This is a genomic window from Pseudomonas alloputida (assembly GCF_021283545.2).
GTDB classification, from domain to species: domain Bacteria; phylum Pseudomonadota; class Gammaproteobacteria; order Pseudomonadales; family Pseudomonadaceae; genus Aquipseudomonas; species Aquipseudomonas alloputida.
This window is the reverse complement of the sequence record NZ_CP128540.1, coordinates 5752567-5771859: the sequence shown is the minus strand read 5'-3', so window position 1 is coordinate 5771859 and position 19293 is coordinate 5752567. Positions and strand designations below refer to the sequence as shown.

At 63.2% G+C, this 19293-nt stretch carries 17 protein-coding genes; 12 read left to right on the top strand and 5 right to left on the bottom strand.

What is annotated here, in order from left to right:
• Positions 1 to 18 precede the first annotated feature (18 nt).
• From cpdA to LU682_RS26770, 7 genes are all read left to right on the top strand, one after another.
• On the top strand, positions 19 to 819 hold the full coding sequence (gene cpdA / locus LU682_RS26800; protein ID WP_010955499.1) for a 3',5'-cyclic-AMP phosphodiesterase: 801 nt from the start codon (positions 19 to 21) through the stop codon (positions 817 to 819).
• 131 nt (positions 820 to 950) lie between these two features.
• Positions 951 to 1559: a YqiA/YcfP family alpha/beta fold hydrolase gene (locus LU682_RS26795; RefSeq protein WP_003249484.1), complete on the top strand. Its 609-nt coding sequence runs from the start codon at positions 951 to 953 to the stop codon at positions 1557 to 1559.
• Positions 1560 to 1594: 35 nt separating this feature from the next.
• Positions 1595 to 3499 carry a DNA topoisomerase IV subunit B gene (parE, locus tag LU682_RS26790; RefSeq protein ID WP_010955497.1) on the top strand — a complete coding sequence of 635 codons (1905 nt, stop codon included), beginning with the start codon at positions 1595 to 1597 and terminating at the stop codon, positions 3497 to 3499.
• Positions 3496 to 4482: an esterase-like activity of phytase family protein gene (locus LU682_RS26785; RefSeq protein ID WP_049587466.1), complete on the top strand. Its 987-nt coding sequence runs from the start codon at positions 3496 to 3498 to the stop codon at positions 4480 to 4482. Before parE ends, LU682_RS26785 begins: the two co-directional genes overlap by 4 nt.
• On the top strand, positions 4479 to 4997 hold the full coding sequence (locus LU682_RS26780; protein ID WP_010955495.1) for a retropepsin-like aspartic protease family protein: 519 nt from the start codon (positions 4479 to 4481) through the stop codon (positions 4995 to 4997). The genes LU682_RS26785 and LU682_RS26780 overlap by 4 nt, the downstream gene beginning before the upstream one ends.
• A 13-nt stretch (positions 4998 to 5010) precedes the next feature.
• On the top strand, positions 5011 to 7269 hold the full coding sequence (parC, locus tag LU682_RS26775; protein ID WP_060494784.1) for a DNA topoisomerase IV subunit A: 2259 nt from the start codon (positions 5011 to 5013) through the stop codon (positions 7267 to 7269).
• Positions 7270 to 7441: 172 nt separating this feature from the next.
• Positions 7442 to 8152 carry a PqiC family protein gene (locus tag LU682_RS26770; protein ID WP_019437569.1) on the top strand — a complete coding sequence of 237 codons (711 nt, stop codon included), beginning with the start codon at positions 7442 to 7444 and terminating at the stop codon, positions 8150 to 8152.
• Positions 8153 to 8318: 166 nt separating this feature from the next.
• Here the strand turns inward: LU682_RS26770 and LU682_RS26765 are convergent, their stop codons facing one another.
• The gene (locus LU682_RS26765) at positions 8319 to 9776 is read right to left on the bottom strand and encodes an AhpA/YtjB family protein (protein ID WP_010955492.1); all 1458 of its coding nucleotides are present in this window, start codon (positions 9774 to 9776) and stop codon (positions 8319 to 8321) included.
• A gap of 134 nt (positions 9777 to 9910) precedes the next feature.
• Here LU682_RS26765 and serB point away from each other — a divergent pair, with 134 nt between their 5' ends.
• Entirely contained in the window at positions 9911 to 11125 is a 1215-nt protein-coding gene (gene serB, locus LU682_RS26760) for a phosphoserine phosphatase SerB (protein ID WP_019437570.1), read from the top strand.
• Between the two features lie 75 nt (positions 11126 to 11200).
• Here the strand turns inward: serB and asd are convergent, their stop codons facing one another.
• Genes asd through LU682_RS26745 form a run of 3 tightly spaced genes read right to left on the bottom strand, consistent with a single transcriptional unit; the run spans position 11201 to position 14463 of the window.
• Positions 11201 to 12064, bottom strand: a complete 864-nt coding sequence (asd, locus tag LU682_RS26755; RefSeq protein ID WP_010955490.1) for an archaetidylserine decarboxylase — start codon at positions 12062 to 12064, stop codon at positions 11201 to 11203.
• Between the two features lie 9 nt (positions 12065 to 12073).
• Positions 12074 to 12883: a rhodanese-like domain-containing protein gene (locus LU682_RS26750; protein WP_010955489.1), complete on the bottom strand. Its 810-nt coding sequence runs from the start codon at positions 12881 to 12883 to the stop codon at positions 12074 to 12076.
• 44 nt (positions 12884 to 12927) lie between these two features.
• A complete protein-coding gene (locus tag LU682_RS26745; RefSeq protein WP_010955488.1) occupies positions 12928 to 14463 on the bottom strand; it encodes an HDOD domain-containing protein in 1536 nt (511 codons plus the stop codon).
• Between the two features lie 130 nt (positions 14464 to 14593).
• On the opposite strand from LU682_RS26745, the gene motA reads away from it, so the two are divergent.
• Positions 14594 to 15445, top strand: a complete 852-nt coding sequence (gene motA / locus LU682_RS26740; protein ID WP_003249507.1) for a flagellar motor stator protein MotA — start codon at positions 14594 to 14596, stop codon at positions 15443 to 15445.
• Between the two features lie 3 nt (positions 15446 to 15448).
• Positions 15449 to 16489, top strand: coding sequence for a flagellar motor protein MotB (gene motB / locus LU682_RS26735; RefSeq protein WP_010955487.1), 1041 nt, complete (start codon positions 15449 to 15451; stop codon positions 16487 to 16489).
• 304 nt (positions 16490 to 16793) lie between these two features.
• Here the strand turns inward: motB and rsgA are convergent, their stop codons facing one another.
• On the bottom strand, positions 16794 to 17825 hold the full coding sequence (gene rsgA, locus LU682_RS26730; RefSeq protein WP_003249512.1) for a small ribosomal subunit biogenesis GTPase RsgA: 1032 nt from the start codon (positions 17823 to 17825) through the stop codon (positions 16794 to 16796).
• A 152-nt stretch (positions 17826 to 17977) separates the two neighbouring features.
• Here rsgA and orn point away from each other — a divergent pair, with 152 nt between their 5' ends.
• Both orn and LU682_RS26720 read left to right on the top strand, forming a co-directional pair.
• Positions 17978 to 18520, top strand: a complete 543-nt coding sequence (gene orn, locus LU682_RS26725; RefSeq protein WP_003249514.1) for an oligoribonuclease — start codon at positions 17978 to 17980, stop codon at positions 18518 to 18520.
• Between the two features lie 91 nt (positions 18521 to 18611).
• Positions 18612 to 19223 (top strand): trimeric intracellular cation channel family protein, encoded by a 612-nt coding sequence (locus LU682_RS26720; RefSeq protein ID WP_003249516.1) that lies wholly within the window; start codon positions 18612 to 18614, stop codon positions 19221 to 19223.
• Positions 19224 to 19293 lie beyond the last annotated feature (70 nt).

Below are 19293 nucleotides of genomic sequence, written 5' to 3'. Positions count from 1 at the left end.
CATTCGAGGAGATGGCCGTTGTCGCCGCCAGACCAATCCCGCCCCGTGCATGTGGTGCAACTGACCGATGCCCACCTGTTCGCCGACCCGGCTGGCAGCATGCTGGGCCTCAAGACCCGAGACAGCCTGCGCCACGTGTTGGCCCAGGTGCGGCGCGAGCAGCCGCTTGTCGACTTGCTGCTGTGCACGGGCGACCTGTCCCAGGATGCCAGCGTGGCATCCTATGAAGCGTTTCGGGAGCTGACCGCACCGTTTGCCGTACCCACTCGCTGGCTGCCGGGCAACCATGACGAGGCTCAGGTGATGGCGCAGGTGGCGCCTGAACTGGTGCAGGCGGTGACTGATATCGGCGCGTGGCGGGTGGTCATGCTCAACACCGCCGTGCAGGGTGCTACCCACGGGTTTCTGCAAGATGACCAGCTGGCCGTACTGGAAGCCGCCTTGAAAGAGGCCGGCGAGCGGCATTGCCTGGTGTGCTTCCACCATCAGCCAGTGGACATCGGCTGCGCCTGGATCGCGCCGATCGGCTTGCGCAATGCCCAGGCGCTGTTCGATATCGTTGAAGGATATCCACAGGTACGGGCTTTGCTATGGGGGCATGTGCATCAGGAATGGGATGAGGTTCGAGAGGGGCGGCGCCTGTTGGCCACGCCGTCGACCTGCATTCAGTTCGCGGCGCGCAGCGAAGACTTCCAGGTGAGCGAAGAGCATCCGGGGTACCGCTGGTTGCGCCTGCATGCCGACGGGCGGCTGGAGACCGGGGTGGAGCGGGCGCTGGATTTCGAGGTGCAGCTCGACTTCGACAGCCCAGGGTATTGAGCAGGCCACGTCAGCCTGCCGGAAATGTATTGCGAAATCCGTGGCACTGCGTCAAAACCCGGCGAACGCGCTACACTGCGCGTCCCTGCGCCCGCATTACCAGGCGCGAAGCCACAGATTCCGGGGGCAGCATGTCGGGTTCCATCCTCTATATCCATGGCTTCAACAGCTCGCCGCTTTCGACCAAGGCGCGTCAGCTGGAGGCAGTCATGCAGCAGCTCGGCCTGGCCGACCAGTTGCGAGTGCCGGCCCTGCACCACCATCCACGGCAAGCCATGGTCCAGCTCGAAGCGGCCATCGCCGAACTGGGTGCGCCACTGCTGGTGGGCAGTTCGCTCGGCGGCTACTATGCCACCCATCTGGCCGAGCGCCATGGCCTCAAGGCCCTGCTGGTCAACCCGGCGGTAACCCCGCACAAGCATTTCGACGGTTACCTGGGCACCCAGCGCAATCATTACAGCGGTGAAACCTGGGAGCTGACCCACGATCACGTGCAGGCCCTGGCCGAGCTGGAAGTCGCGGCCCCGGCCGATGCCGACCGCTATCAAGTGTGGCTGCAGACCGCCGATGAAACCCTGGACTATCGACACGCCGAGCGCTATTACCGTGCTTGTGCCCTGCGTATCCAGGCCGGTGGCGACCACAGCTTCCAGGGCTTCGCCGAGCGCCTGCCGGCACTGCTGGCGTTCGCCGGCATTGCCCGTGGGCAGTATGCGGCGCTCGATTTTTCTGTATTTTGACTTTTTTGCATTCACCAGACTGACGACGAGACCCTATGGCCAATCCCAGCGCTAGCGCCTATAACGCAGACGCCATCGAAGTCCTCTCGGGCCTTGATCCGGTCCGCAAGCGGCCGGGCATGTACACCGATACCAGCCGCCCCAACCACCTGGCCCAGGAAGTCATCGACAACAGTGTCGACGAAGCACTGGCCGGCCACGCGCGTTCGGTGCAGGTCATCCTGCATGCCGACCATTCGCTGGAAGTCAGCGACGACGGCCGCGGCATGCCGGTGGACATCCATCCGGAAGAGGGCGTGTCCGGGGTCGAGCTGATCCTTACCAAGCTGCACGCCGGCGGTAAGTTCTCCAACAAGAACTATCAGTTTTCCGGCGGCTTGCACGGGGTGGGCATCTCGGTGGTCAATGCCTTGTCGACCCAGGTGCGCGTGCGCGTCAAACGTGACGGCAATGAATACCAGATGACCTTTGCCGATGGCTTCAAGGCCAGCGAGCTGGAAGTGGTCGGCTCGGTCGGCAAGCGCAACACCGGCACCAGCGTGTACTTCAGCCCTGACCCGAAGTACTTCGATTCGCCCAAGTTCTCCATCAGCCGCCTCAAGCACGTGCTCAAGGCCAAGGCGGTACTGTGCCCGGGGCTGCTGGTCAGTTTCGAGGACAAGGCCAGCGGCGAAAAGGTGGAATGGCACTATGAGGATGGTCTGCGCTCCTACCTGGTCGACTCGGTCAACGAATTCCAGCGCCTGCCCGACGAGCCGTTCTGTGGCAGCCTGGCGGGTAACAAGGAAGCGGTTGACTGGGCTTTGCTGTGGCTGCCCGAAGGCGGCGACAGCATTCAGGAAAGCTACGTCAACCTGATCCCCACCGCCCAGGGCGGCACCCACGTCAACGGCCTGCGCCAGGGCCTGCTGGATGCCATGCGTGAGTTTTGCGAGTTCCGCAACTTGCTGCCACGCGGGGTAAAGCTGGCGCCGGAAGACGTTTGGGAGCGCATCACCTTCGTACTGTCGATGAAGATGCAGGACCCGCAGTTCTCCGGGCAGACCAAAGAGCGCCTGTCATCACGCGAGGCGGCCGCGTTCGTCTCCGGTGTGGTCAAGGATGCTTTCAGCCTGTGGCTCAACGCCCACCCCGAGCTGGGCATGCAACTGGCAGAACTCGCCATCAGCAACGCCGGTCGCCGCCTCAAGGCCAGCAAGAAGGTCGAGCGCAAGCGCATCACCCAGGGCCCGGCATTGCCCGGCAAGCTGGCCGATTGTGCAGGCCAGGACCCGATGCGTGCCGAGTTGTTCCTCGTCGAGGGTGACTCGGCCGGTGGTTCGGCCAAGCAGGCGCGGGACAAGGAATTCCAGGCCATCCTGCCGCTGCGCGGCAAGATCCTCAACACCTGGGAAGTGGACGGGGGCGAAGTCCTGGCCAGCCAGGAAGTGCACAACATTGCCGTGGCCATTGGCGTCGATCCGGGTGCAACCGACCTTGCGCAGCTGCGCTATGGCAAGATCTGCATCCTCGCCGACGCTGACTCCGATGGTCTGCACATCGCCACATTGCTGTGTGCGCTGTTCGTTCAACACTTCCGGACACTGGTCGAGGCTGGGCATGTTTACGTGGCCATGCCGCCCCTGTACCGCATCGACCTGGGCAAGGAAATCTACTACGCCCTCGACGAAGCCGAGCGTGACGGCATCCTCGACCGCCTGGTGGCCGAGAAGAAGCGCGGCAAGCCGCAGGTAACACGCTTCAAGGGCCTGGGCGAGATGAACCCGCCGCAGTTGCGCGAAACCACCATGGACCCGAACACCCGGCGCCTGGTGCAGCTGACCCTGGACGACGTAGAGGCCACCTGCGAGCTGATGGACAAGCTGCTGGCCAAGAAGCGCGCCGGTGACCGCAAGAGTTGGCTGGAAACCAAAGGCAACCTGGCCGAGGTCATGGTTTGATTCGGCAAGTACTTGCCGTTTGCCTGGCGCTGGTTGCCCTGCCTTGCCTGGCGGGCAACTGGCCAGAGCTGAAGATGACAGCCGAGCACCCGATCGACGGTATGCGCGGTGGCAACCTGTCGGGGCTGGTGGAATGCCGGGGCGGGTTGTGGGGCGTGTCCGATCGTGACGACGACCGTATCTACCGCTTCGATCAGCAGAACCCCACCTGGCGCGCGCAGCCGCTTACCTTCACCCCGCCGGCTGTCCCGGAAAGCGGCCTGCCATGGGGGTTGAAGTCGCGCAACTGGGCGGCATCGTACATTCGCGGTGGCGAGCTGGATTTCGAAGGTATCACCTGTGATCAGGCGGGTAACCTCTATCTGGTCAGCGAGGCGCATGCCGCGGTGCTGCAATTGCCGCTGGAAGGCGAGCCGGACTGGTTGCGGATCGACTCGGCCATGGTGCGCCAGGCCCGGGCAAGCGGCATGCTGCTGAACTTCAATGCCCTGTTCGAAGGTTTGGCGATCAACCCGGCGGGTGACCGCCTGTGGCTGGCTGCCGAGCGTGAGCGCCGTGGCCTGGTGGCCATCGAGCGCCAGCAGTCGGTCTGGACCTGCGGGCGTGGTTGCGTGCTGCTGAGCGAGGCGGGGGTCGAAATGCAACCCGCGCAGATGCCCAATGCCAGGGCCCTGTCGCGCGACTTCGCTGACCTGGCCTGGTTCGAAGGCAAGCTGTTTACCCTCGAACGTAACGCCTACCGGGTGTGCCGACGTGATATCGACAGTGGCAAGGTCGAGCGTTGCTGGTCGTTCGCTGCTGATGCGCTGGTCGAGTCACGGCGCTACGCGCAGCCGTTTGGCCTGGCCGAAGCACTGGTGATCGATGCCAAGGGCGCCTGGATTGGCCTGGACAACAACAACGGCGCCCGTGCCGACGGTGAAACCCGGCCGGTCGTCTGGCGCTTCGACGCACCGGAAGGCGGCTGGAGCGCCAAACCATGAGCCAGGCGCCGGGCAAGCGCGCGGGCAAGTTACTGATGATCGTCGCCTGGGCGGCGGCGCTGTTTCTTGCCACGCGCTTTTTCGGCCAGTGGGAAGACAGCCAGCGTAACCCCAACCGCCAGGTGCAATCCGAGCATGGTCAAGGCTTTATCGAAGTGCGCCTGCTGAGTAATGGCCAGGGCCACTTCGTGGTGGATGGTGCCATCAACGGCCAGGTGGTGCACTTCATGCTCGACACCGGCGCCACCGACGTGGCGATCCCGGAGGCGTTGGCTCATGAACTGAGCCTGGAGCGCGGTAGCCCGGTGCTACTGAGCACCGCCAACGGCCGCACCGAAGGTTACCGCACGCGCCTGACCAGCCTGCAACTGGGCGATATCCGCCTGCAGAACGTACGCGCCATCGTGGTGCCGGGCCTGGATGGGTCCACCGTACTGCTGGGCATGAGTGCCCTGCAACAACTTGAATTTACCCAGCGCGGTGGCACCATGCTGCTGCGCCAGAACCTGAAATAATGACGAGGCCCGCATGAGCGACTCACTGGAACTCAGCCTGGACGGCGTCGAACGCCGCTCGCTGGCTGACTTCACCGAACAGGCCTACCTCAACTACTCCATGTACGTGATCATGGATCGTGCCTTGCCGCATATCGGCGACGGCCTGAAGCCGGTGCAGCGACGCATCGTCTACGCCATGAGCGAGTTGGGGCTCGATGCCGATGCCAAGCACAAGAAGTCGGCACGTACCGTCGGTGACGTGCTCGGCAAGTTCCATCCCCATGGCGATTTGGCCTGCTACGAGGCCATGGTGCTGATGGCGCAGCCGTTCAGCTACCGCTATACCCTGGTCGATGGCCAGGGCAACTGGGGTGCGCCGGATGATCCGAAGTCGTTCGCCGCCATGCGCTACACCGAGGCGCGGCTGTCGCGCTACGCTGAAGTGCTGCTCAGCGAAGTCGGCCAGGGCACCGTGGACTGGGTGCCGAACTTTGATGGCACGTTGCAGGAACCGGCCGTGCTGCCCGCGCGCCTGCCCAACATCCTGCTCAACGGTACCACCGGTATCGCCGTGGGCATGGCCACCGACGTACCGCCGCACAACCTGCGAGAGGTGGCCAGTGCCTGTGTGCGACTGCTCGATGAGCCCAAGGCAACCATCGAGCAGTTGTGCGAGCACATTCAGGGGCCGGATTACCCGACCGAGGCAGAGATCGTCACGCCGCGGGCTGAAATTCTCAAGATGTACGAAAGCGGCCGCGGCTCGATCCGCATGCGTGCCGTGTACCGCGTCGAGGATGGCGATATCGTCGTCACTGCGCTGCCGCACCAGGTCTCCGGGGCCAAAGTGCTGGAGCAGATTGCCGCACAGATGCAGGCCAAGAAGCTGCCGATGGTCGCCGACCTGCGCGACGAGTCGGACCACGAGAACCCGTGCCGTATTGTCATCATCCCGCGATCCAACCGCGTCGATGTCGACGAGCTGATGCAGCACCTGTTCGCTACCACCGACCTGGAAAGCACCTATCGGGTCAACGTGAATATCATCGGCCTGGACGGCCGGCCGCAGTTGAAAAACCTGCGAACCCTATTGGTGGAGTGGCTGGAGTTCCGCACCAATACCGTTCGTCGCCGCCTGCAGCATCGTCTGGATAAGGTCGAGAAGCGTCTGCACCTGTTGGACGGTTTGCTCACTGCATTCCTCAACCTGGATGAAGTGATCCACATCATCCGTACCGAGGAATATCCCAAGCAGGCCCTGATCGAACGTTTCGAGCTGACCGAGATACAGGCCGACTACATCCTCGAGACCCGCCTGCGGCAGTTGGCGCGCCTGGAAGAGATGAAGATCCGCGGTGAGCAGGATGAGTTGCTGAAGGAGCAAGCCAAGCTGCAGGCCTTGCTGGGGAGCGAGGCCAAACTGCGCAAGCTGGTGCGCAGCGAGCTGATCAAGGATGCCGAAACCTATGGCGATGATCGTCGCTCGCCGATCGTAGCGCGTGCCGAAGCCAAGGCGCTGTCGGAAAACGAGCTTATGCCGACCGAGCCCGTCACCGTGGTGCTGTCGGAGAAGGGCTGGGTGCGCTGCGCCAAGGGCCACGATATCGACGCCACTGGCCTTTCCTACAAGGCCGGCGACGGCTTCAAGGCTGCTGCGGCCGGGCGTTCAAACCAGTTTGCCGTGCTTATCGATTCCACCGGTCGCAGCTACTCGCTGGCCGCCCACAGCCTGCCATCGGCGCGTGGCCAGGGCGAGCCGCTGACTGGCCGTCTGACGCCGCCACCGGGGGCGACTTTCGAATGTGTGTTGTTGCCTGACGACGATGCGCTGTACGTGGTGGCTTCGGATGCCGGTTACGGCTTCGTGGTCAAGGGTGAAGACCTGCAGGCCAAGAACAAGGCCGGCAAAGGCCTGCTCAGCTTGCCCAACGGGGCCAAGGTCATGACCCCGCGCCCGGTGGCCGATCGCGAGCAGGACTGGTTGGCGGCGGTGACCACCGAAGGCCGCCTGCTGGTGTTCAAGGTCAGCGACTTGCCACAGCTGGGTAAAGGCAAGGGCAACAAGATCATTGGCGTGCCGGGTGACCGGGTGGCCAGCCGTGAAGAATTTGTTACCGATCTGGCCGTGATTCCCGAAGGCGCGACCCTTGTATTGCAGGCCGGCAAGCGTACCCTGTCTTTGAAGGCGGACGACCTGGAGCACTACAAGGGCGAGCGCGGTCGGCGCGGCAGCAAGCTGCCACGCGGGTTCCAGCGCGTCGATGGGTTGCAGGTGGAAGTGCCGACATAACCGGTTGTAATGTCTGGAACGGCAATTTCAACGCCGTTTCGGGCAGAAATGCTGGAGTCGGACGGTTATTTCGCGGATGATATGCCCCTTGCGGTGCCGGCGTGGCCGTGTGCCCGTTTGAATCTACATGTATCACTGCGGTGTGCCTTGTGGCAGCCGCCTGGATGGGATGATGAAATTTCTGCGCCTTCCATTTGCGCTGTTGATGACTGGCCTGCTGGGCCTTGGCGGGTGCACCATGCATCAGCCGGTTGCCCTGTATCAGCTCGACAGTGGTGATCCTGGCCAGCCGTCGCAGAGTGCGGGCATGGCCGTGGTACTCGGCCCTGTATCGGTGGCCGATTACCTTCAGCGTGAGACATTCCTGCAGCGTCAACCTGATGGCAGCCTGAGCGCGGCGACCGACGGTCGTTGGGCTGGCAGCCTTTCATCGGATATCGACCAGCTGCTGGTGCGTCAACTGGCCTGGCGTCTGGACAGCCAACGCGTAGTACTGGCCCCGGCGACCGCAGGCTTCAGCCCGGACGTGCAAGTGCTGTTGTCGATCACACGCCTGGATTCTGGCAAGAACCAGCCGGCCATCCTGGATGCCCAGTGGCGTCTGCTTGACCGCCGTGGCCATGTGCGTGACAACCGTATCATCCACCTCGAGCAGCAGCACGAGGGCAGTGAGTCGTCGCAGGTGCAGGCTCAGGGCCAACTGTTGCAGAAGCTGGCCGAACAGCTGAGCACGGCGGTGAAGCCGCTGGCCAACCAGCCGGCGATTGCCGAAGAGGCACCGAAAAAGCCCGCTGCACCGACTCAGGTGAAGAAGGGGCCGGAGAAACCCAAAATCCCGATGGCCTCGCCGATTCGCACCGATATGGAAGTTTATCGGTTCTGATCAAACGGCCAGATACGACAAAGCCCGCATTCGCTGCGGGCTTTTTTGTATCTGCCGGTCTTCGTAGGAGCGGGTTTGCGCTATTGGCTGGATCTTGCGCCAGGCAGGTGATCGCAAGGAAACCAGCCTGGCTCAAGACATGCGCTGTAGATGTCGCGTCTACCTGTCAGGCGCGGTGCTCATGCATGCGCGCCAGTTGCCGTTCCAGCATTGACGGGTAGGGCTCCATAAGTCGCTCCACACAGCAGGCGCCTTCGGGGCTGGCGATCGGGCGAATACGCGCACGCTGGCGAATGAGGGCGTCATCGTTGATCTGCCGCTCTACCAGCAACAGGTTACGGCTGTGCTGCGACAGTGCCAGGGCATCCTGGACCTTCTCGGCCATCAACAGGTCAACCAGTTCCAGCCCATGCAGGTCGTTGCCCAAGACCAGGCCTAGCTGCAGTTGCAGGGTAATGCCGCTGTCAGCTACCTCGATCTGCAGGGCGTGGCCCAGGGCGCGCAACAGTTCGCCACAGCAAATGGCGTTGGTCAGGTAGTCCTCGCCACACTCGCGGCTGTGGAACAGCACCAGGGTGCTGCCGTCGTTCAGCGTGTGCGTTTCGCCGTCGTAGAGCGAGGCCGCGTGCTCCAGGCAATCACGGTAGCGCTCGGTCAGCTCGGCCAGGCGTGTGCGTGGCAGGCGACGCAGTTGCTCCTGCGAGCCCAGCTGCACGGCAAGCACAGCGCTGTACTGCGGCTCGTCGGACTCGACCTCTGCGGCGGCTTTGGGGGCAGTGTCGTCGTCCAGCAGGCCGGCGAAGGCTTCGTCGTCATCCTCGTCTTCCAGGGCAACCTTGGCGCGCGGTGCGGCCTTGGGTGCCGGGGCCGCTGCGTGCAGGTCGTCGAACTGCTCGTCGTCGTCTTCCTCGGGCTCCGGCTCCGGGGGCGGAGGCGGGGCCAGGCGTGCATGCAGCTGGCGGGCGATGTCGCCAATCTCGTCCTGGCGGTCGGTGGCCGGGGTATAGGGCTGCGGGTCGCGCAGCCATACCCGCAGTTGCAGCAGTGGCAGGGTGATGAAGCGACCCTGACGCAAGCTGAGGGCCAAGGCCAGGGTAAGCAGGATGGCGGCCAGAATGCCCATGCTCTGCAGGCTGATCAGCATCGGCTGCTGGAACTGGCTCATGTCCAGGCTTATGCGCAGCTGCCCGGCCGTCACGTCCTGGAACGTGATTTTGGTCTGGTACAGGCCTTCGGCCTCGCCCAGCAGGCTATTGCGCGGGCGCTGGCCGGCTTCGGCGAGGATACGGTTATCCACGCTGTAGATTGCCGCATGGGCCACCAGCGGGTTTTTAACCAGGTTGCCCAGTAGCACGTTGAGACTGAGGATGTCGTTGGACACCAGCAGCTCGGTGGCCGATGTTGCAGTCTGGGTGGTCAGGCTCTGGCCCAAGGCATCGGCCTGCTCATGCATGGCCTGCTTGAACTGCAGGCCCATCACGCAGGCGTAGATCACCAGCGCCAGCGCCACCAGGAAAATGTTGGTGCAGGCGATGCGCAGTGCCAGCGGCACACGACGTTGACTCAGGGCGCGATAGATCATCAGGAAGAAATTGTCTGGTTTGACTGGCGTGGGCCGGTTCACAGAGCTCGGCTCTTAATGGCATGAAAGTGGGGGGAGTATAGCGAGCCGGGTTTTGTCGGCAAAGTATCGTTGGCGCCCGATGGTCATGGAAAATCGGTAGAATGCGCATTTTTCATCGAAGTCGGAGCCAGGTTGTGCGCGAAATCGTCCTGATCAACATCACCGGTGAGGACCGTCCCGGTCTCACTGCGGCTATCACCGGCGTCCTGCTGCAGGGCGGTGTGAGTATCCTCGACATCGGCCTGGCGGTCATGCACGGCACCTTGTCGTTTGGCATCCTGGTCGACATCCCGGACAACGAAGTGGCTACCGCGCTGTTGCAAAGCGTGCAGGCCAAAGCCCACGAACTGAACCTGCAGGCCCGTTACACGCCGATTTCCGAGGCGGACTACCAGCATTGGGCCGATGGGCATGGCGAAGCGCGACACATCGTTACCCTGCTCAGCCGCAAGATCACACCCGAGCAGCTGCAGCGGGTGAGTGCGGTGATCAGCCAGTACGGCCTGACCATCGAGCGTATCGAGCGCCTGTCGGCCCGGGTGGCACTGGATGCCGAAATCGACAAGGGCAAGGCAGCCGTCGAGATCTCCGTGCGTGGCGTGCCGAGCGATGCCCAGGCCCTGCGTGCCGACTTCTTTGCCCTGGCTGAAGAGCTGAGCGTCGACATCGCCTTCCAGAAGGACGATCTGTTCCGCCGCAACCGCCGCCTGGCGGTGTTCGACATGGACTCCACGCTGATCGAGGCCGAAGTCATCGACGAACTGGCCAAGGCGGCGGGTGTGGGGGAGCAGGTGGCGGCGATCACCGAGCGCGCCATGCGCGGTGAACTGGACTTCCGCGCCAGCTTCAAAGAGCGCATGGCACTGCTCAAGGGCCTGGATGTGGGGGTGCTGGACGAGATCGGGGCATCGCTGCGCCTGACCGAGGGTGCCGAGAACCTGTTTGCCGAGCTCAAGCGCCTGGGATACAAGACCGCGATTCTGTCCGGTGGCTTTACCTATTTCGCTCGTCAGGTGCAGGCGCGCCTGGGTATCGACTATGTGTTCGCCAACGAACTTGAAGTGGTCGATGGCAAGGTGACGGGCGTGGCTGTTGAGCCGATTGTCGATGCCCAGCGCAAGGCCGATTTGTTGAAGAAGCTGGCCAGCGACGAAGGCTTGCAACTGGAGCAGACCATCGCCGTGGGCGATGGCGCCAATGACCTGCCGATGCTGTCGCTGGCTGGGTTGGGCGTGGCGTTTCGTGCCAAGCCGCTGGTGCGCCAGTCGGCCAAGCAGGCGATTTCCACCTTGGGGCTGGACGGGGTGCTGTACCTGCTGGGCCTGCGTGATCGCGACGCCCGCGGCTGATCCGTGAATCCGGGGCCGCAAGGCGGCCCAACGAAAAAGGCCCTGCATATGCAGGGCCTTTTCATATGGCTCGAATCAAGCCTGCGCAGGCGCCGCCAGCTGCTGCCCCATGCGAACTGCAGAGCCTGCACCCAGGCTCTCAGCCCATTTCACCTGCTCTGGCCCGAACAGCACGATGGCGGTCGAACCCAGCTTGAAGCGGCCTAGTTCGGCACCTTTCTCCAGGTGGATCGGCGTGCGGCTGGCTTCGTCGTAACGGAAGGTCTTCAGCTCACGTTTGGGCGGCGTGACCAGCCCGGCCCATACCGTTTCGATCGAGGCGACGATCATCGCGCCGACCAGTACCACAGCCATTGGCCCACGCTCTGTATCGAACAGGCAGACCACGCGCTCGTTGCGAGCGAACAGCTCGGGAACATTCTCTGCGGTGGTCTGGTTGACCGAGAACAGGCGGCCCGGCACATAGACCATTTCGCGCAGGGTGCCGGCCAGCGGCATGTGCACGCGGTGGTAGTCCTTGGGCGACAGGTAGATGGTGGCAAACTCGCCGCCCATGAACGGCGCGGCCATGGCCGGATCACCGCCCAGCAGCTCTTGCGCGCTGAAACCGTGGCCTTTGGCCTGGAAGATACGGCCGTGCTCGATCGGACCGAGCTGGCTGACCGCACCGTCGGCCGGGCACAGGATGGCGCCCGGGGTTTCGTCCAGCGGACGGGCACCAGGTTTCAGGGCGCGGGTGAAGAACGCATTGAAGTGCTCGTAAGCACTCAGGTCTTCGACCAGAGCCTCGCTCATGTTGACCTGGTAGCGCTTGGCGAACCATGCGGTGAAGGCGTTCTTGAACCAGCGCACGCGGCACTCGGCGATGCAGCCGGCCAGCCGCGACAGCAGGTGGTGCGGCAGCAGGTACTGGCTGATGATGAACAGACGGGATTTCATGCAGGTTCCTTAGACTTCTACAGGCGTGTCCGGGTGGTTGCCCCATTCACTCCACGAGCCGGCGTAGGCCTTGACGCGTGGGTAGCCGAGGGCCTTGGCCACCAGGTAAGTGAAACCGGAGCGGCGGTGGGTCTGGCAGTGGGTGATCACCTCCTTGTCAGGGGTGATGCCCAGTTGCTCGAGGACTTGTTTGATGTCCTGGCGAATGCGCAGGTGGTCGTTGAGATCCATGCCGGCGGTCCACTCGAAGTTGATCGCGCCGGGGATGTGGCCGCCTTTGGCTGCCAGCACTTTTTCGCCGCTGAATTCCTGCGGGCCGCGTGCGTCCCAGATGACCAGGTCATCGGCGCCCAGGCGGCTTTGCAGGTACTCGCGGGTGGCAGTGGGTGCGCTGTCTATGTGCAGGTGCACCGGGGCGTTGCCAATGGCAGGCACTTCGGTGGACAGTTTGTCTGCCGGCCAGGCCTGGATACCGCCATTGAGGTAGTGGTAGTGCTTGTGGCCGATGACATCGAGCAGCCAGATGAAGCGCCCGGCCCAGCCGCCGCCTTCATCGTCGTACACCACATACACGGCATCGGCGCGGTGGCCGAGTTCGCTGAACAGTTTTTCGAGCTCGCCCAGGGCTGGCAGCAGGCCGGGCGCCGGGGGCTGGCCGAGCTGGGTGCGCTTGCCTTCGACAAAGCGCGCGCCGGGGATATGCCCGCTGACATAGCGGTTGGCGCTGCTCAGGTCGACCAGGATCAGTTGCGGCGAATCCAGGCGTGGCAGCAGGTCTGCAGCTTCGATCACCAGGGGCAGGCCGGAAAAGTCGGTCATCCACGGTCTCCAGTGTGGAAAGAGGGGCGATTGTAGCGCAAGGCTCAACCCTTGCGGTTGGTAAACACCGACAAGGCCCGCTCGATGCATTGCGCGGTCTTGCCGAAGGCTTGCACGCTGATATCGGCCAAAGGCCGGCAGCCCTGGTCGGCCACCAGCAGCATCAGCACCTGGTCGTTGGCTGCCAGCGAGCGAAGTAGTACATGTTCGCTGCGGAACAAGGTGCGCAGCGGGGCGGGCAACAGCGCCGAGAACTGGCTGTGGTTTTCCGGTGTGATGCGCAGCTGCCCGGCCTGACTCAGCAGCTTTTGCAGCAGCTTGTTCTGCGATACCTGCAGGGCCAGGGCACCGGCCTCTTTGGGCAGGCCGGCAATTTGCTGCACGCGCAGGTAGTCGCTGGCCTTGTCCAGGCTGAGCAGCATGATGCGTTGCATGCCGCAGGCCAGCAGGGCTTCTTGGGCCTGGGTGGCCAGGTGCACGGCGTTGGTGAACGGGCTGGGTTGGGCCAGCAGGTGCTGGCACAATGTGCGCCAGCGTGCCAGGTCGTCGCTGCTGGGCGGTGGCGGGGCCAGCATGTCCGGGTGAGGGCGGCGTTGGTGCCACGGCCAGATCAAGGCCTCGGCCGGGTGGAACAGGGCGTGCCGGGCGTGGCGGCGGGCGCTGGCGGCCGCCTGCTGGTGCACCTGCTGCTGCACGTCTTCCAGCGAGGTTTGCAGGTACAGCGCGGTCAGTAGTTGCCAGCGCAGCAGGTGCGGGTTGTCCCAGCCGACCTGTGCCGCCAGGGCCAGGTTGTTGGCCAGCAGTACGGTATTGGCCGGCTGGTTGAACCAGCGCCGCAGGCCGGGCTCGGCGTCCATGCGGTGTTGCTGGCTGAGCAGGTCTTCGTCGCGGGCGATATTCAGCACCTGGGCCAGTTGCTCGCGCTCTTCCAGCAGCAGGCGATAACCCTGGGTGACCCACTGGGGCAGGCGCCAATACTCGGCCATGGTCTGGCACAGCGCCATGATGCGCACGCCAAACAGTTCTTCCTCGACGTGGGCGGCGTCTTCACCTTTGTGGATAACCCGCAGCTCCCAGGTGTCGAGCAGCTTGGGGTAGGCCAGTGCCAGTGGCCAGAGTGGCGACAGGAACAGCAGGCTGCCCCAGTGAATCTCTTGCCACAGCCGTGCCAGGCGGCTGGCGAACAGTCCGCTGGCTTGCTGTGCCGCATGCTGGCTGATCATCTGGAACTGGCACAGTACCGGCGGAATTTCCTCCACGGGCAGCGCCGGCAGGCGTTTGAGAAGCTGCTCGCTGCGCTCCAGGCCCAGGCGGTTGAGAGCAACCTCCAGGCTTTCGGCGGGTTCGGCGAGGCTGGCATTGGTGGGGTGATTGGCTTCGCGCATCACTGACAGCACCAGTGCCGGGCTATCCTGCATCAGTTCGGCGATATCGCGCAGCGAGCGGCGGCTATCGTGGATGGCAGCCATGACCCGGTCGTAGCTGTGCTTCGGCACGGGGATGCGAACACTCTCGAGCAGCTTTACCCAGGCCTCTAGCGTACGCGGGGCCTGAGTGGGCACCTTGGTTTCAATTGGCATTTTGACATCAGTCCGAACTGGCTTTTCGCATTGAGTGGCTATAGTCTGGCGCAGTTCTGCCGATAAGTAGAAGAAGAGTTTTAAAGCTCCCGTCTCTTACCCTGACCACGACAGCAAGTGCTTTGAACCTATGGCTAAAATTATCGGCATCATCGTCGTATTCGCGAGCGTGCTCGGCGGCTACGTGCTCTCCCACGGCAAGATCGCAGCGCTGATCCAGCCGTTCGAAGTACTGATCATCGGCGGTGCGGCCTTTGGTGCATTCCTGCAGGCCAACCCTGGCCACATGACCATGCACGTCATCAAGAAGTCGATGAAGATGTTCGGCTCACGCTTCAGCCATGCCTTCTACCTGGAGGTGCTGGGCCTCGTTTACGAAATCCTCAACAAGAGCCGTCGCGAAGGCATGATGGCCATCGAGGCCGACATCGAGGACGCCGCTGCCAGCCCGATCTTCGCCAAGTACCCGACGGTACTGGCCGATGAGCGCATGACCGCGTTCGTCTGCGATTACCTGCGCATCATGTCCACCGGCAACATGGCCCCGCACGAGCTCGAGGGCCTGTTCGACATGGAACTGCTGAGCATGAAGGAAGAGCTGGAGCACCCGTCCCACGCGGTGACCGGCATCGCCGACGGTATGCCGGGGTTCGGTATCGTTGCGGCGGTACTGGGTATCGTGGTGACCATGGCCTCGCTGGGCGATGGCGATCAGGCGGCCATCGGCATGCACGTAGGTGCGGCGCTGGTGGGTACCTTCTTCGGTATTCTGGCGGCTTACGGGTTCTTCGGCCCTTTGGCCAAGTGCCTGGAGCACGATGCCAAGGAAGAACTGAACCTCTACGAATCGATCAAGGCTTCGCTGGTGGCCTCGGCGTCGGGCATGCCACCTTCGCTGGCGGTCGAGTTCGGGCGCAAGGTGCTGTACCCCAAGCACCGCCCAAGCTTCGCCGAACTGGAACAAGCGGTTCGCGGTCGCTGAGTCATGGAGAACAATCAGCCCATCATCGTCAAGCGCGTCAAGCGCTTTGGCGGCGGCCACCATGGTGGCGCCTGGAAAATCGCCTTTGCCGACTTCGCCACGGCGATGATGGCGTTCTTCCTGGTGCTGTGGCTGTTGTCCACGGCCACGCCTGAGCAGAAGATCGCCATTGCCGGCTACTTCCAGGACCCTATTGGTTTCTCCGAGAGTGGCACGCCTTATGTCATCGACCTGGGGGGTTCCCCGGAGATGGCGCCGGACAAAACCATCAATCCGGAAGTGAAGACCGAGCCGACGCAGCAGTCCCCCACTCAGCTGAGCAAGGACCAGGTCGAGACCATGGCCGAGCAGGTCGAGCGCGAGCGTCTGGAGCTGTTGCTGCAGGAACTGCAGAACAAGGTGGAAGAGAACCCGCAGCTGCAGAAGTTCAAGGACCAGATCCTGTTCGAGATCACTCAGGACGGCCTGCGTATCCAGATCATGGATGCCGAGAACCGACCGATGTTCGACATCGGTAGCGCGCGCCTGCAGCCCTACTTCGAAGATATCCTGCTGGCCATGGCTGACACCATCAAGGCGGTGCCGAACAAGGTCAGCATCAGCGGCCATACCGATGCCAAGCCGTATGCCGGCACTGGCGAATACGGTAACTGGGAGCTGTCGGCCAACCGCGCCAACGCCGCGCGGCGTGCCCTGGTGGCGGGGGGTTATCCGGACGGCCAGGTGGCACGGGTGGTGGGGTACGCCTCGTCGTCACTGTTCGACCGCAAGGACCCGTTCAACCCGGTCAACCGCCGTATCGACATCATCGTGCTGACCAAGAAAGCCCAGCGCAATATCGAAGGTGAGCAGGGTGCGCCGGAAACACCGCCAGCTGCGCCAACGGCACCTGCAGCGCCAGCCAGTGGTGCTGCGCCAGGGGCTTCGGCACCGGCTGACCCAGGGGCAACTGAACAGGCACCGATGCAACCGCGCGAGCTGCGCCAGAAGCTGAACATCTTTGAAGATGGCACGCTGAAGATGGATGAAGCCAAGGAACAGTAAGCGGCTTTTGGGGGTGGGCAACTGTGCCACCCACCACCTGAACGCTGGCGCGATCACTGTAGGAGCGGGTTTACCCGCGAAGCCTCCAGCGCGGTGAATGGCACCGGCGTTGCCGGTGTTCGCGGCTAAAGCCGCTACATACGCATCGGTGATTGGGCGCAGGCCGTCGTAGGAGCGGGTTCACCCGCGAAAGGGCCGGACCTGCTGGCCAATTTCCACCCGCCGTTCACCGTTGCAGTCGCCACCGTATTCGCGGGTAAACCCGCTCCTACAAGGGATCGCGGCAACTTTCATTTCGAGCGTTTCAGTAGCTGTCTTCTGCCAGGCTGGCGATGATCGAGCGGTAGCTGTTCATGCGCTGCGGCTTGATGCGCCCCTCTTCCAGTGCCTTGAGCAGCGCGCAGCCCGGTTCGCGGTCATGCTTGCAGTCGCGGAAGCGGCAGGTGCCGAACAGGTCGCGGAACTCGATGAAGCCATCCTCCACGTCGTCGCGGCTGACATGGCCAAGGCCGAACTCGCGAATACCCGGCGAGTCGATCAGGTCCCCGCCATTGGGGAAGTGGTAAAGCCGCGCCGTGGTGGTGGTGTGGGTACCCTGGCCTGACCATTCCGACAAGTCGCCGACGCGGGTGCCAGCGTCTGGCAGCAGGCTGTTGACCAGCGACGACTTGCCCACTCCCGACTGGCCGACGAACACGCTGATATGGCCGTCGAGTTGTTGCTGCAGGCGCTGCATGCCGTCGCCGTGGTGTGCCGAAACTTCCAGCAGCGGGTAGCCCAGTTCGCGGTAGACCTCCAGCAGCGCATGCAGGCCGGGGCCATTCTCGTCGTTGATCAGGTCGGCCTTGTTCAGCAGCAGCAGCGGGCGCAGGCCGGCGTGCTCGGCCGCTACCAGATAGCGGTCGATCAGGTTCGGGTGCGGCTCTGGCGCCGGGGCGAACACGATCACGATCAGGTCGACGTTGGCTGCCACCGGCTTGAGTTGACCATGGTTGTTCGGCCGGCACAGCTCGGTGCTGCGCGGCATCTGCGCCACGATTACGCCGATGCCCTGGTTACCCGCACGCCACACGACACGGTCGCCGGTGACCAGTGCTGGCAGGTTTGCGCGCAAATGGCAGCGGAACACCTGGCCTGCGGTTTCGCCATCCTGCGCTTCAACTTCTACCTGCACGCCGAAGTGCGCGATCACCAGGCCCAGTTGCTCCGGCCCCAGGTCGCCACCTTCCAGTTCCTGCAGTGCATGCTGCTCGCGTTTGGCCGCGCGAGCGGCGCGCTCGCCCTGGATTTTTTCGATCCGCCAGTTTTGGCGGCGATTGAGCTGGCGTTTGGCCATGAAGGTACCGTAAGAGAGGCCCGGCGTGGGGCATTGAAAACGGCAGGCAGTTTAGCACGCCAGCCGCTGGACTATTCTGCTCACCTTTGTGCCGTGAATGGGCGTGCCTTGGCCACTAGGCTAATATGACCGCCTATATGAGGAGCCCCTGCATGCAAAACCCACAGAACCTGATCTGGATCGACCTGGAAATGACCGGCCTGGATCCGGACAGCGACGTCATCATCGAAATGGCCACCATCGTCACCGACAGCGAGCTCAATACCTTGGCCGAAGGGCCGGTGATCGCCATCCACCACAGTGACGAAGTGCTGGCGCGCATGGACGAGTGGAACACCCGCACCCATGGTGCTTCGGGGCTGACCCAGCGCGTACGCGAGAGCAAGGTCAGCATGGCCGAAGCCGAGGCACAGACCATCGCCTTCCTCGAGCAGTGGGTGCCTAAAGGCAAGTCGCCGATCTGCGGCAACAGCATCTGCCAGGATCGTCGTTTCCTCTACCGCCACATGCGCAACCTGGAAAACTACTTCCACTACCGCAACCTGGATGTCTCCACCCTCAAGGAACTGGCCGCGCGCTGGGCGCCGGACGTGCGTGACAGCTTCAAGAAGGGCAATACCCACCTGGCGCTGGACGATATCCGCGAATCGATCGCCGAACTGCGTCACTATCGCGAGCACTTCATCAAGCTGTGAGTCGAAACGGCGCAGATATTGTATCTGCGCCCCCTTTTGGTGCCTTGGGCAACTGGTTAGACTGCGCGCCTTTCCTGCACGGACCCGCACCATGTTGTTGATGCTCTACCTTATCGCCATTACCGCCGAAGCCATGACTGGCGCGCTGTCTGCCGGGCGTCGCGGCATGGACTGGTTTGGCGTGGTGCTGATCGCCTGCGTCACTGCGCTTGGGGGTGGCTCGGTGCGTGATGTGCTGCTCGGGCACTACCCGCTGACCTGGGTGAAGCACCCTGAGTACCTGGTGCTGACCAGTTTTGCGGCGCTGCTGACCATTTTCATTGCGCCAATGATGCGCCGCCTTCGCTCGCTGTTCCTGGTGCTTGATGCCCTGGGGCTGGTGGCGTTTACCCTGATAGGTTGCATGACGGCGCTGGAGATGGGGCAGGGCATGCTGGTGGCGTCGATCAGCGGGGTGATCACTGGGGTGTTTGGCGGGATCCTGCGGGATATCTTCTGCAACGACATCCCGCTGGTGTTCCGCCGTGAGCTGTATGCCAGCGTGTCATTTGCGGCAGCCTGGTTTTATCTGGGTTGCGTGTATTTCAAGGTGCCGGCAGAACAGGCGATGTTGCTCACACTGTTTGGCGGCTTCCTGGTGCGCCTGTTGGCAATCCGCTTCCACTGGGAAATGCCCAAGTTCCACTACAACGACCAGCAGTGACGCAATTTACAAGCGCAACATGGCCCATGTGGGAGCGGGCGTGCCCGCGAACACCGGCGAAGCCGGTGCC